General features: G+C 70.3%; 12 protein-coding genes. 7 read left to right on the plus strand and 5 right to left on the minus strand.

Annotated features, from left to right (window positions below; all coding sequences use genetic code 11):
• Positions 1-1,026, plus strand: a complete 1,026-nt coding sequence (locus M4J07_RS09435; RefSeq protein WP_255969576.1) for a COX15/CtaA family protein — start codon at positions 1-3, stop codon at positions 1,024-1,026.
• A gap of 130 nt (positions 1,027-1,156) precedes the next feature.
• On the opposite strand, the gene M4J07_RS09440 is transcribed toward M4J07_RS09435, so the two are convergent.
• Positions 1,157-1,972 carry an alpha/beta fold hydrolase gene (locus tag M4J07_RS09440; RefSeq protein ID WP_255969579.1) on the minus strand — a complete coding sequence of 272 codons (816 nt, stop codon included), beginning with the start codon at positions 1,970-1,972 and terminating at the stop codon, positions 1,157-1,159.
• 179 nt (positions 1,973-2,151) lie between these two features.
• Here M4J07_RS09440 and M4J07_RS09445 point away from each other — a divergent pair, with 179 nt between their 5' ends.
• Positions 2,152-2,571 (plus strand): MarR family winged helix-turn-helix transcriptional regulator, encoded by a 420-nt coding sequence (locus tag M4J07_RS09445; RefSeq protein ID WP_255969582.1) that lies wholly within the window; start codon positions 2,152-2,154, stop codon positions 2,569-2,571.
• Here M4J07_RS09445 and M4J07_RS09450 read toward each other — a convergent pair.
• The 3 genes from M4J07_RS09450 to M4J07_RS09460 form a co-directional block, all read right to left on the minus strand.
• On the minus strand, positions 2,552-3,715 hold the full coding sequence (locus tag M4J07_RS09450) for an amidohydrolase family protein (protein ID WP_255969585.1): 1,164 nt from the start codon (positions 3,713-3,715) through the stop codon (positions 2,552-2,554). The two genes, M4J07_RS09445 and M4J07_RS09450, sit on opposite strands and share 20 nt — an antisense overlap.
• A gap of 129 nt (positions 3,716-3,844) precedes the next feature.
• Positions 3,845-4,180, minus strand: a complete 336-nt coding sequence (locus M4J07_RS09455) for a hypothetical protein (protein ID WP_255969588.1) — start codon at positions 4,178-4,180, stop codon at positions 3,845-3,847.
• A 94-nt stretch (positions 4,181-4,274) separates the two neighbouring features.
• Positions 4,275-5,237 carry a heme o synthase gene (locus tag M4J07_RS09460; protein ID WP_255969591.1) on the minus strand — a complete coding sequence of 321 codons (963 nt, stop codon included), beginning with the start codon at positions 5,235-5,237 and terminating at the stop codon, positions 4,275-4,277.
• 403 nt (positions 5,238-5,640) lie between these two features.
• On the opposite strand from M4J07_RS09460, the gene tkt reads away from it, so the two are divergent.
• The 5 genes from tkt to pgl are packed head-to-tail and all read left to right on the plus strand — an operon-like array spanning position 5,641 to position 12,289.
• Positions 5,641-7,728 carry a transketolase gene (gene tkt / locus M4J07_RS09465; RefSeq protein ID WP_255969594.1) on the plus strand — a complete coding sequence of 696 codons (2,088 nt, stop codon included), beginning with the start codon at positions 5,641-5,643 and terminating at the stop codon, positions 7,726-7,728.
• A gap of 34 nt (positions 7,729-7,762) precedes the next feature.
• Positions 7,763-8,881 (plus strand): transaldolase, encoded by a 1,119-nt coding sequence (tal, locus tag M4J07_RS09470; RefSeq protein WP_255969597.1) that lies wholly within the window; start codon positions 7,763-7,765, stop codon positions 8,879-8,881.
• 4 nt (positions 8,882-8,885) lie between these two features.
• Positions 8,886-10,421 carry a glucose-6-phosphate dehydrogenase gene (gene zwf / locus M4J07_RS09475; protein ID WP_255969600.1) on the plus strand — a complete coding sequence of 512 codons (1,536 nt, stop codon included), beginning with the start codon at positions 8,886-8,888 and terminating at the stop codon, positions 10,419-10,421.
• On the plus strand, positions 10,418-11,485 hold the full coding sequence (gene opcA, locus M4J07_RS09480) for a glucose-6-phosphate dehydrogenase assembly protein OpcA (protein ID WP_255969603.1): 1,068 nt from the start codon (positions 10,418-10,420) through the stop codon (positions 11,483-11,485). The genes zwf and opcA overlap by 4 nt, the downstream gene beginning before the upstream one ends.
• 24 nt (positions 11,486-11,509) lie before the next feature.
• The gene (gene pgl, locus M4J07_RS09485; RefSeq protein WP_255969605.1) at positions 11,510-12,289 is read left to right on the plus strand and encodes a 6-phosphogluconolactonase; all 780 of its coding nucleotides are present in this window, start codon (positions 11,510-11,512) and stop codon (positions 12,287-12,289) included.
• Between the two features lie 88 nt (positions 12,290-12,377).
• Here the strand turns inward: pgl and M4J07_RS48480 are convergent, their stop codons facing one another.
• Positions 12,378-12,860 (minus strand): DUF2087 domain-containing protein, encoded by a 483-nt coding sequence (locus M4J07_RS48480; protein WP_372347047.1) that lies wholly within the window; start codon positions 12,858-12,860, stop codon positions 12,378-12,380.
• Positions 12,861-12,890 lie beyond the last annotated feature (30 nt).

Genomic DNA, 12,890 nt, shown 5'->3' on the forward strand with positions numbered 1-12,890 from the left:
ATGCACAAAGCCGCCGCCTACGATGGCCCCGTGCCAAACGTGACCCGTGCCGACGCCGTCCAGGCGGTGCGCAACCCGCTCGCCTTCATCGCCGAACGCTGGACCCCCGCTCAGCGGACCGTCCAGCGCGCGGCCCTGTCCGCCGTCCTCATGACGGTGGTCATTGTCGTCACCGGCGGCGCGGTGCGCCTGACGGGCTCGGGCCTCGGCTGCCCGACCTGGCCCAAGTGCACCGACCAGTCGCTGACCGCCACGAGCGAGATGGGCTTCCACGGCGCCATCGAGTTCGGCAACCGCATGCTCACCTACGTGCTGTGCGCCGCGGTCGGCTGGGCCATCATCGCCGCCCGCTCGCAGAAGCCGTGGCGCCGGTCGCTGACCCGGCTGGGCTGGACCCAGTTCTGGGTCGTCATGGGGAACGCGGTCCTCGGCGGCATCGTCGTCCTGGTCGGCCTCAACCCGTACACGGTCGCGGCCCACTTCATCCTGACCACCGCGCTGCTCACGGTCGCGGTACTGATGTGGCAGCGCACCCGCGAGGGCGACGCGGAGCCGCGGCCCCTGGTCGGCAAGTCGGTCAAGCAGCTGGTCTGGTTCATGGTCGTGGCGGCGGGCCTCCTCATCGCCATCGGCACGGTCGTGACCGGTGCGGGTCCGCACGCCGGTGACTCCAGTGACGTCAAGCGCATGCCGCTCGACTGGGAGACGGTCACGAAGCTGCACTCGGTCCTGGCCTGGATCGTGGTGACGCTGACCTTCGCCCTCTGGTTCGTCCTCAAGGCGGTCGACGCACCCAAGGGTCCGCTGCACAGCACCCGCGACCTGTTCCTGATCCTGCTCGCCCAGGGCGTCATCGGCTACGTCCAGTACTTCACCGACCTCCCCGAGGTCCTGGTCGGCCTGCACATGCTGGGCTCGGCACTGGTGTGGATCGGCGTCGTGCGGGTCGTGCTCTCGCTGCGGGAGCGCCCCCAGTCCACCGTGGACGTACCGGCCCAGGCGGACCCGGCGCTTTCGTCGGTCTGACGGCCAGGGCACCACCCACCCGTCGCCCGACGCCGGCTCCTCCCCCGGTACAGCCTTTCCACCCGGCACGGCCTCTTCACCCGGCACCGCTCCTTCGCCCGCCTTCGAGCGCTCATCCGCGGATGAGCGCTCACCCTTCACCGAGCACCTCCTCCAGCCGGGCCGCGTAGGCACGCGGATGCGTCGTGTTCCCGTTGTGCCCTCCCGGGAACTCCTGCGCCTGCACCCCTCGTATCCGCGCAAGTTCGAGAGCGCACTGCCGGTCGAAGACGCCGACGGCCGTGGCACTACCCACCGCGGGCACGATCCGGACCGCGGACCGGGCGACGGCGTCGACGTCCAGCTCCGCCTGGATCACCGCCGTGAACTCCCGCTCGATGAAGAACGCGAAGTTGGCCACGCGCTGCGCCGTGAGCGGCATCGGGGTGAGGTCCGGCTCGGTCTCCTGGTTCACCGGGTCGATCCCGAGCACCCGCGCCATCTCCGGGAAAGCCGCCTGGAGGCCCCCGTCCCGGTGGACCTGCTGGAGGGCGAGCAGCTCACCCACATGGTGGGGCCTGCGATCGGCGGGCAGGAACGCGGGCGACACCGGTTCATGGGCGACGAGTGTCGCCAGCTGCTCCGGGTGCCGCACCGCGAGATGCAGCCCGATCGACGCGCCCATGCTGCACCCGAGCATCAGCGCCGGCTCGTCGGTCAGCTCGGCCAGCAGCCGGTGCACGTCATCGGCGTGCTGCGCCATCCTCACCCCGCGCTCCGGGTCGGCGAGCTCGCTCCGGGACAGTCCGCGCCGGTCGTACGTCACCACCGTGTACCGGTCGACGAGCCGGTCGACCAGGTCGACGCTGCGATCGGCGTCCCCTTCACCGCTCTGCGCGACGAGCAGCAGCGGACCGCTCCCCCGGACCTCGTAGTACAGCTTGGCTCCATCGACGGTGAGAAACATCGAAACCCCCAGGTCAAGTACTTCGGAGGGCACCTGCCGCCCTTCGAACACCTTCACCGTACTCCATCTATTTCGATGCATCAAGATAGATTCATCTCCTCGGATGTATCTACATCGATGTAATATCGCGTCATGGCCCTCTCACCCCCGTCGAGCTGTTCCTCCTCGGCCGGACGCTGATGAAGATCGGCGAGGAGGCGCTGCCGGAGCCCACCGTCGGTTCAGGCCCGTTCCGCGGCGGCACCCGCGCCGTGCTGGTCGTCCTCAGCGACGTCTACGCGCACGAGAACACCTCGGTCGGCGCGATCGCCGCCCGCACCGGCCTCCCCCAGAGCCAGGTCTCCGGCGCCGTGGCGCGACTGAAGGAGACAGGTTCGGTCGAGACCGCGCCCGACCCGTCCGACGGCAGGCGACAGTTGATCCGGCAGGCCGCCGCGGTGTCCGAGCGGGTCGCCGAGGTCCGCGGGGCCGGCATCGAAGAGGCGCTGACCGCGGCGCTCGGCGGCGCCGACGCCGAGCAGCTGCGCGAGGTCACGGACGCCCTCGCCGTGCTCGCCCGGCACCTCACGCCCGAGGCGGTCAGCCGCCTTCGCCCGTGACGCCGAGTCCGTACACCCGCCGGGCGGTCCCCGCCGCGATCATCCCCGCCACCCGCTGCGCGTCCGCCAGCGACCACGCCCCCTCGGCCACCCATCCGCCGAGCACCCGGCCCAGCGCTTCCCGGAACAGCCGGGCCCCCACCACGTGCAGTTCGGGCAGTCCGCGCGCGCCGCTGGAGAAGAGCAGCTTGCCGAACGGGGCCAGTTCGAGGATCTCCGCGAGGACCGCGGCGGCCCGGGCCCCGGTGCGGGCGAGCGCCGGGCCCAGATCGGCGTAGACATGCGGGAAGACCCCGGCCAGGTGCGCGGCGTGCCGGTGGTAGGGGTAGCCGTGCAGCAGTACCAGGTCGGTGCCGAGCCCGGCTGTGGCGCGCGCGAAGTCCGCGAGGAGCACGGGGTCGGTGCGGTCGATGCCGCCCCGGGCGCCCGAATCCATCCGCGCCGACGGGATCCCGTTGCCCGGCTCGCCGAGTCCCGCGTGCAGCTGGAGCGGACGGCCCGAGGCGACCGCGATCCACAGCACGTGCCGGAGCAGGACGGGGTCGGTCAGCGGACCGCCCACCGGCCGCCCCGCAAGCCACCGCCCCGCCGCTCCCCGCACCTCACCGGGCCCCGGCGGCTGCGGCGCGAGCGCGAGGCCGTGGCGTACGCCCGCGACCGAGGTGAAGGCGACCGCGCCGACGGCCGCGGCGTGCACCGACTCGGCGAGGTTCGCGAGGAAGGACTCGACGGTCCCCGACGTGTCGGCGACCTGTTCGGCGAGCAGTTCGAGGCGGACGATCTCGTGGGCCTCGGCCTCCGCCGCCGTGGCCATCTCGGCGGGCGAGGTCAGGTCGTCGGGCAAGCCCGTGTCCACGAGGTACGTGGTGATGCCGCTGCCGCGCAGCAGACGGCGGCCCGCTTCCAGTACGCCGAGTTCGCGGCGTCGGGCCAGATAGCGGGCGGGCGGGCAGTGCGGTTCCAGACCGAGCAGGGGCGGGCACCAGCGGCGTACCGCGAAACCGGTCTGGGTGTCGAAGAAGGTGGTGCCAGGGGCGGGCGGCCCCTCGGCCCGGCCGAGGTGGGCCTCGAACGTGCCGAGGCCCAGTTCCGTACGCAGCACCCCATGGCAGTTCTGATCCACCAGGGACGGCGTTTCGATCATCCGGGGCTCCCCGTATATGGACCGTGCTCCTACAGTCCTAACGGGTGAACGGGCGCCTGGTGTTGCTCGACCGACGGTCGTACACCTGCGCCCATCGCCATGCGTGCGGCAGCCCCGAACGAGCGTGGATCAGCCGCCGAGCTGGATGCCCGCCATCCGCTTCCACTCGTAGGGCCCGGTCTCGACCTTGGCCGCGAAGTCTCCGTCGAAGTCCTCGTGGACGGTGATCCCGGCCTTGTCGACGGCCTTCTGCGCGACCTCGTAGGTGGTGGCCACCAGGTCGCCCCAGCCGCCGTCCTCGCCGACGAGCACGATGCGGGTGCCGCGCTCGCCGATGTACGCGAGCTGCCCCTCGGCGCCGCCGTGCGCCTTGGCGAACGCGCCGATCTGCTTGGCCAGCTTGGCCGCCCGGCGCTCGTCCTTCGCCGCCCGACCGGGCGCCTCAACCACTTGAGTCTCTGCCATGGACAGGATGCTACCGACGAGTAGCCAAACAAGCGATGGGTGGGGCGCGTGGTCTGGGCCACGCGCCCCACCCATCGGGACGATCAGAGAGCGATCAGCGCAGGAACGGGTCCACGGCGACCGCCACGAACAGCAGCGACACATAGGTGATGGACCAGTGGAACAGTCGCATCTCCTTGAGCTTCCCGCCCGTGACCTCGGCCTTGGCGCGGTTCTGCAGACCGTGCGCCTCCCACAGCCAGAAGCCGCCGGCGAGGATCGCGACCGCCGTGTAGAACCAGCCGGTGTAGCCGAGCGGCGTCAGCAGCAGCGAGACCACGACCATGACCCAGCTGTAGATGACGATCTGCTTCGCCACCACCTTGTTGGAGGCGATGACCGGAAGCATCGGCACGCCCACGCGCGCGTAGTCGTCCTTCACCTTCATGGACAGCGGCCAGTAGTGCGGCGGCGTCCAGAAGAACATCACGAGGAAGAGGATGACCGGCGCCCAGGACATCGAGTTCGTGACCGACGACCAGCCGATGAGGACCGGCAGACAGCCGGCGATGCCGCCCCACACGATGTTCTGCGACGTGCGGCGCTTCAGGATCATCGTGTAGACGACCACATAGAAGAGCAGTGCGCCCAGGGACAACCATGCGGAGAGCCAGTTGACCGCGAAGCCGAACAACAGCGTGGAGATCACCGCGAGGGAGATGCCGAAGACCAGGCACTCCTTCGGGCTCACCATGCCGGTGACCAGCGGTCGCTGCGACGTGCGCTCCATCAGGGCGTCGATGTCGCGGTCGTACCACATGTTCAGCGCGTTGGCGCCGCCCGCGGAGAGGTAGCCGCCGAGGCAGGTGATCAACACCAGCTTCAGGTCCGGCACACCCTGCTCGGCGAGGAACATCACCGGAACCGTGGTGATGAGCAGCAGCTCGATGATTCGCGGCTTGGTCAGCGCCACGAACGCCTTGACTCGGGCCCCGAACGGCCGCTGGCCGCGGCTGCTGCTCGTGCTGCTCGTCCCGAGCGCTCCCGGAGGACGGGATTCGACGGCCGTCACGCACACCCCTGACAGAGACTCCAGCGAGCCCCCGATGCAGACCACTTGATGTGAAGTCCCGGTAAAGGCTCGCGCGTACCACGCCACTGTAGACGTTGCCTATACCTCGCCCTTCGTGGGGGTGGGGTCGTGTTGGGCGGCATGCCGCGATGGAGGCAACGGGCGCGTTCCCCGGGTCGGCGCGCGCTCCTCCAGATGAGCTTTTGCGTCCCCGGATGAGCCCCCAGATGAGCGGCTCCGTATTCAGGTGACGAACGGCGTCGATCCCTGTCAGGAGGCGGATTCGGCGGAGTCCCGGCAGTCTGGAATGACTCGAAAAAATGCACGTTCTAGCAAGGGTAGGCTCGACAACGGCCGGTGAGACCGACGTCACCGGTATCAACCATGTGGAGAGGAGCCCTGACTCAGGGTGAGCACCAAGCCGACCACCACAGACCTCGAGTGGACCGATGTGGACCAGCGGGCCGTTGACACCGCTCGCGTCCTGGCCGCCGACGCCGTACAGAAGGTCGGTAACGGCCATCCCGGTACGGCCATGAGCCTGGCCCCTGCCGCGTACACCCTCTTCCAGAAGGTGATGCGGCACGACCCGGCGGACGCCGACTGGGTCGGGCGGGACCGTTTCGTCCTGTCCGCCGGTCACTCGTCCCTGACCCTCTACATCCAGCTCTACCTGGCCGGCTTCGGCCTGGAGCTGGATGACCTGAAGGCGTTCCGGACGTGGGGCTCCAAGACCCCCGGCCACCCGGAGTACGGCCACACCACCGGTGTCGAGACCACCACGGGCCCGCTGGGCCAGGGTGTCGCCAACGCCGTGGGCATGGCGATGGCAGCCCGCTACGAGCGCGGTCTGTTCGACCCGGAGGCCCCGCAGGGCACCTCCCCGTTCGACCACTTCGTGTACGCGATCGCCGGTGACGGCTGCCTCCAGGAGGGCATCTCCGCCGAGGCGTCCTCGATGGCCGGGCACCAGCAGCTCGGCAACCTGGTCCTGCTGTGGGACGACAACCACATCTCGATCGAGGGCGACACCGAGACCGCGGTCTCCGAGGACACCTGCAAGCGCTACGAGGCGTACGGCTGGCACGTCCAGCGCGTCGCCCCGAAGCCGGACGGCGACCTCGACCACGAGGCGATCTACAACGCCATCGAGGCGGCCAAGAAGGTCACGGACAAGCCGTCCTTCATCGCGATGCGCTCGATCATCGCCTGGCCCGCCCCGAACGCGCAGAACACCGAGGCCGCGCACGGTTCAGCGCTCGGCGCGGACGAGGTGGCCGCCACCAAGCGCGTGCTCGGCTTCGACCCGGAGCAGTCCTTCGAGGTCTCCGACGAGGTCATCAACCACACCCGCAAGGCCCTCGACCGCGGCGCCCAGGCCAAGGCCGAGTGGGAGAAGTCGTTCCAGGAGTGGCGCACCGCCAACCCGGAGCGCGCCGCCGAGTTCGACCGGATCAACGCGGGCGAGCTGCCGGCCGGCTGGGAGGAGAAGCTCCCCGCCTTCGAGGTCGGCAAGGGTGTCGCGACGCGTGCCGCGTCCGGCAAGGTTCTGCAGGCTCTCGGCGCCGTGATCCCCGAGCTGTGGGGCGGCTCCGCCGACCTCGCGGGCTCGAACAACACGACGATCGACAAGACGTCGTCCTTCCTCCCGAAGGGCAACCCGCTGCCGGAGGCCGACCCGTACGGCCGCACGATCCACTTCGGCATCCGCGAGCACTCCATGGCCGCGGAGATGAACGGCATCGCGCTGCACGGCCACACGCGCATCTACGGAGGCACCTTCCTGGTGTTCTCCGACTACATGCGCAACGCCGTGCGCCTGTCGGCCCTGATGCACCTGCCGGTGACGTACGTGTGGACGCACGACTCCGTCGGTCTCGGTGAGGACGGCCCGACGCACCAGCCGGTCGAGCACCTGGCGTCGCTGCGCGCGATCCCCGGCCTGAACGTCGTGCGTCCGGCCGACGCCAACGAGACGGCCATCGCCTGGCGCGAGATCCTCAAGCGCGGCAAGAAGGACTACGGCAAGAGCGCCCCGCACGGTCTGGTGCTGACCCGCCAGGGCGTGCCGACGTACGAGGCGAACGAGGCCACCGTCAAGGGCGGCTACGTGCTCGTCGAGGCCTCGAAGGCCACGCCGGACCTGATCCTGATCGCCACCGGTTCCGAGGTGCAGCTCGCCGTCGAGGCGCGCGAGACCCTGGAGGCGGAGGGCGTCGCCACGCGCGTGGTCTCCATGCCGTCGGTCGAGTGGTTCGAGGAGCAGGACCAGGGGTACCGGGACAGCGTCCTGCCGCCGTCGGTGAAGGCCCGGGTCGCGGTCGAGGCCGGGATCGGTCTGACCTGGCACAAGTACGTCGGGGACGCCGGTCGCATCGTTTCCCTGGAGCACTTCGGTGCTTCGGCGGACGGCAAGGTCCTCTTCCGCGAGTTCGGCTTCACTGCCGAGAACGTGGTGGCCAAGGCCCGGGAATCCCTCGCCGCGGCTCAGCGCTGACGCCCGTACACGACACGTAGGAGATGCAATTTCCATGACAGACGCACTGAAGCGCCTCTCCGAGGAAGGCGTCGCGATCTGGCTGGACGACCTGTCGCGCAAGCGGATCACGTCCGGCAACCTGGCCGAACTGATCGACCAGCAGCACGTCGTGGGCGTCACCACCAACCCGTCGATCTTCCAGAAGGCGATCTCCAGCGGTGACGGTTACGAGCAGCAGCTCACCGACCTCGCCGCCCGCAAGGTCACCGTCGAAGAGGCCATCCGCATGATCACCACGGCGGACGTCCGCGACGCCGCCGACATCCTGCGCCCGGTCTTCGACGCGACCGGTGGCCAGGACGGCCGGGTGTCGATCGAGGTCGACCCGCGGCTCGCCCACAACACGCAGGCCACGGTCGCCGAGGCCAAGCAGCTGGCGTGGCTGGTGGACCGGCCGAACACGCTCATCAAGATCCCGGCGACCAAGGCGGGCCTGCCCGCGATCACCGAGACCATCGGCAAGGGCATCAGCGTGAACGTGACGCTGATCTTCTCGCTCGCGCGCTACCGCGAGGTCATGGACGCGTACCTGGCCGGTCTGGAGAAGGCGAAGGCCGCCGGCCTGGACCTCTCCAAGATCCACTCGGTCGCGTCCTTCTTCGTGTCCCGCGTGGACACCGAGATCGACAAGCGGATCGACGCCCTCGGCACGGACGAGGCCAAGGCCGCGCGCGGCAAGGCCGGCCTGGCCAACGCGCGCCTGGCGTACGAGGCGTTCGAGGAGGTGTTCAGCGGTGACCGCTGGGCCGCCCTCGACAAGGCGCAGGCCAACAAGCAGCGTCCGCTGTGGGCCTCGACCGGCGTCAAGGACAAGGCGTACAAGGACACCCTGTACGTCGACGACCTGGTCGCCCCGGGCACGGTGAACACCATGCCGGAGGCCACGCTGGAGGCGACGGCCGACCACGGTCAGATCACCGGCAACACGATCGCGGGCACGTACGACCAGTCCCGCGCCGAGCTGGAGGCCGTCGAGAAGCTGGGGATCTCGTACGACGAGGTCGTGCAGCTGCTCGAGGACGAGGGCGTCGAGAAGTTCGAGGCGGCCTGGAACGACCTGCTCAAGTCGACCGAGGCGGAGCTCAAGCGCCTCGCCCCCTCGGAGGGCTGATCCCTTGACCGCACACGGAGCGAACCGCAATCCGCTCCGTGACGCCGCAGACCGACGGCTCCCGCGCATCGCGGGGCCGTCGGGTCTGGTGATCTTCGGCGTCACGGGCGATTTGTCGCGTAAAAAGCTGATGCCTGCCGTGTACGACCTCGCCAACCGGGGCCTGCTGCCCCCGGGCTTCTCGCTGATCGGGTTCGCCCGCCGCGAGTGGCAGGACGAGGACTTCGCGCAGGAAGTGCACGACGCGGTCAAGCAGCACGCGCGGACGCCGTTCCGCGAAGAGGTCTGGCAGCAGCTCATCCAGGGCATGCGCTTCGTCCAGGGCAACTTCGACGACGACGACGCGTTCGAGACCCTGAAGTCGACGATCGAGGACCTCGACAAGTCGCAGGGCACGGGCGGGAACTTCGCGTTCTACCTCTCCGTACCCCCCAAGTTCTTCCCGCAGGTCGTGCAGCAGCTCAAGAAGCACGGCCTGGCGGACGCGCCGCAGGGCTCGTGGCGGCGCGCCGTCATCGAGAAGCCCTTCGGTCACGACCTCGCGTCGGCCAAGGACCTCAACGCGATCGTGCACGAGGTGTTCGACCCGGACCAGGTGTTCCGGATCGACCACTACCTGGGCAAGGAGACGGTCCAGAACATCCTGGCGCTGCGCTTCGCGAACCAGATGTTCGAGCCGATCTGGAACCGGTCGTACGTCGACCACGTGCAGATCACGATGGCCGAGGACATCGGCATCGGCGGCCGCGCCGGCTACTACGACGGCATCGGCGCCGCCCGTGACGTCATCCAGAACCACCTCCTTCAGTTGATGGCGCTCACGGCCATGGAGGAGCCCGCCTCCTTCGACGCGGACGCGCTCGTCGCCGAGAAGGCCAAGGTGCTCGGCGCGATCAAGCTGCCGAAGGACCTCGGCAAGGACACGGTGCGCGGCCAGTACGCGGCCGGGTGGCAGGGCGGCGAGAAGGCCGTCGGCTACCTCCAGGAAGACGGGATCGACCCGCAGTCGAAGACCGACACGTACGCGGCTGTCAAGCTGGAGGTGGACAACCGCCGTTGGGCGGGCGTGCCCTTCTACCTGCGGACCGGCAAGCGTCTGGGCCGTCGCGTCACCGAGATCGCCGTCGTCTTCCAGCGCGCCCCGCACTCCCCCTTCGACCACACGGCGACGGAGGAGCTGGGCCAGAACGCGATCGTGATCCGCGTCCAGCCGGACGAGGGCATCACGGTCCGCTTCGGTTCGAAGGTGCCGGGCACGTCGATGGAGATCCGGGACGTCTCGATGGACTTCGCCTACGGCGAGTCCTTCACCGAGTCGAGCCCGGAGGCGTACGAACGGCTCATCCTGGACGTCCTGTTGGGCGATTCGAACCTCTTCCCGCGCACGGAGGAGGTCGAGCTGTCCTGGAAGATCCTCGACCCGATCGAGAACCACTGGGACACGCACGGGAAGCCGGCGCAGTACCCGTCCGGCACGTGGGGGCCCGCCGAGGCGGACGAAATGCTCGCACGAGACGGACGGAGCTGGCGGCGCCCATGAAGATCGACCTTACGGACACCACCTCCAGCAAGATCAACAAGGCGCTGGTCAAGGCCCGCCGCGCCATCGGCACCCCTGCCGTCGGCATGGTGCTCACCCTCGTCATCGTCACCGACGAGGAGAACGCCTACGACGCCCTGAAGGCGGCCAACGAGGCCTCGCGCGAGCACCCCTCGCGCAAGCTCGTCGTCATCAAGCGCGTCTCCCGCTCCCCGCGCGACCGCACGAAGTCGCGGCTCGACGCCGAGGTGCGGGTCGGCGTGGAGGCCGGCACCGGCGAGACCGTGGTGCTGCGCCTGTACGGCGAGGTCATCAACCACGCCCAGTCGGTCGTCCTGCCGCTCCTGCTGCCGGACGCCCCGACGGTGGTCTGGTGGCCCGTGGACGCCCCTCTCGACCCCGCGCAGGACCCGCTGGGCGCCCTGGCCCAGCGCCGCGTCACGGACACGTACGCGGCCGTTCAGCCGGTCCACGAGCTGGAGGCCCGCGCGGCGTCCTACTCGCCCGGCGACACGGACCTGTCCTGGACCCGGATCACGCCGTGGCGCTCCATGCTGGCCGCGGCGCTCGACCAGGTCACCTGTGACGTCACCTCCGTCGAGGTCGAGGGCGAGGAGTTCAACCCGAGCTGCGAGCTGCTCGCCATGTGGCTCGCGGACCGGCTGGACGTCCCGGTGAAGCGCTCGCTGTCGTCGGGCCCCGGCCTGACCGGCGTACGCCTGGAGTCCACCTGCGGCCCGATCGTCCTCGACCGGGCCGACGGCACCCTGGCCACGCTCTCCATCCAGGGCCAGCCGGACCGCGCGGTCGCGCTCAAGCGCCGCGAGACGTCCGAGCTGATCGCGGAGGAGCTGCGCCGGCTCGACCCGGACGACACGTACGCCGCCGCGCTGCGGTTCGGCGTGGACCGGCTGGGCGAGTCGGAGGCGCAGATGACGGCGCCCGAGCCGGTCGAGCCGGCCGCTCCGACGGCGGCGCCCGCCCGGAAGGCGGCCGCGAAGAAGGCGCCGGCCAAGAAAGCCCCCGCGAAGAAGGCTCCGGCCAAGAAGGCGACCACGAAGTGAGCGCAGAACAGTGAGTGCAGACCAGTGAGTGCAGCACCCCAACTCGTCGTCCACCGCGACAAGGAGCTGATGGCGCAGGCGGCCGCGGCGCGACTGATCACCAAGATCGTCGACGCCCAGGCCGCCCGCGGCTACGCCTCCGTGGTCCTCACCGGTGGCCGCAACGGCAACGGCCTGCTGGCGGCCCTGAACACGGCGCCCGCGCGGGACGCGATCGACTGGGGCCGCCTCGACCTGTGGTGGGGCGACGAGCGGTTCCTGCCGGACGGCGACCCGGAGCGCAACTACACCCAGGCCAGGGAGGCGCTGCTCGACGCGGTGCCGCTCGACCCCGCGCGCGTGCACCCCATGCCCGCGTCGGACGGCCCGTACGAGGCGGACGCCGCGGCCGAGGCGTACGCGGCCGAACTCGCCGCTGCCGCGGGCCCCGAGGACCACGGCCCGGTGCCGACCTTCGACGTCCTGATGCTCGGCGTCGGCCCGGACACGCACGTCGCGTCGCTCTTCCCCGAGCTCCCGGCGGTCCGTGAGACGGAGCGGACAGTGGTCGGCGTGCGCGGCGCGCCCAAGCCCCCGCCCACCCGCGTCACGCTCACGCTCCCGGCGATCCGTGCCGCGCGTGAGGTGTGGCTCCTCGCGGCCGGCGAGGACAAGGCGAAGGCCGCCGCGATCGCCCTGTCGGGCGCGGGCGAGATCCAGGCCCCGGCCGCGGGCGCCTACGGCCGCTCGCGCACCCTGTGGCTGCTCGACTCCGCGGCGGCGTCGCAGCTGCCGCCGGAGCTGTATCCGCCCGCTGTCGCGTGACGCGCATCGCCACCACGCGCGCGTAGGGCCCCGTTCTCCTCAGGGAGGCGGGGCCCTTCCTCGTGGATCGTGTGCCGGGGCGGCGGTCCTACGCGGGCTGCGGGAGTCGGTAGTCGGACCCGTCCCGTTCCCGTACGAGGATCCCCTCGCTGACGCAGTAGCGGCGCAGGGCGGCGGTGTCGTCGTGGACGGTGTGCAGGGCCTCGTTGATCTCGCGCTCGCTGTAGGTGCGGTCCGTGTCGAAGAGGGTGTCCGTGAGGTGGACGAGGAGTTCGTGCCGCACGGCGGGGCGCACCGGGATCGCCGTCAGCCGGCCGCCGGCGAAGAATCCGGTGAGATGGCGCGGAACTCCCGTGGTGGGCTCGGGAGTCCGGGCCCGGCGGAACACCTCGGGCCCGGCCCGCAGCGACCCGTCCTCGCGCCGCTCGACGAGCCCCGAGGCGATCAGCTTGCCCAGGTGCTTGCGGGCGACCGGGGAGTCGGCCTCGCGCGGCGGCAGGTCGTCCAGCACGATGCGCGCGTACAGCCTGAGTCGTTCGGGGTCGGCGAGTGCCGACATGAGGTGGTCCACGAGGTGCCTCCCGGCGGGGTGACGGACGGA

It is taken from the genome of Streptomyces longispororuber (assembly GCF_024448165.1).
Taxonomy (GTDB): Bacteria; Actinomycetota; Actinomycetes; order Streptomycetales; family Streptomycetaceae; genus Streptomyces; species Streptomyces longispororuber_A.

Bases quoted from the DNA above. Each gene is read 5' to 3' on its own strand.
- M4J07_RS09435 (WP_255969576.1), top strand. From the start codon at position 1: ATGCACAAAGCCGCCGCCTACGATGGCCCCGTGCCAAACGTGACCCGT.
- M4J07_RS09440 (WP_255969579.1), bottom strand. From the start codon at position 1,972: ATGTTTCTCACCGTCGATGGAGCCAAGCTGTACTACGAGGTCCGGGGG.
- M4J07_RS09445 (WP_255969582.1), top strand. From the start codon at position 2,152: ATGAAGATCGGCGAGGAGGCGCTGCCGGAGCCCACCGTCGGTTCAGGC.
- M4J07_RS09450 (WP_255969585.1), bottom strand. From the start codon at position 3,715: ATGATCGAAACGCCGTCCCTGGTGGATCAGAACTGCCATGGGGTGCTG.
- M4J07_RS09455 (WP_255969588.1), bottom strand. From the start codon at position 4,180: ATGGCAGAGACTCAAGTGGTTGAGGCGCCCGGTCGGGCGGCGAAGGAC.
- tal (WP_255969597.1), top strand. From the start codon at position 7,763: ATGACAGACGCACTGAAGCGCCTCTCCGAGGAAGGCGTCGCGATCTGG.
- opcA (WP_255969603.1), top strand. From the start codon at position 10,418: ATGAAGATCGACCTTACGGACACCACCTCCAGCAAGATCAACAAGGCG.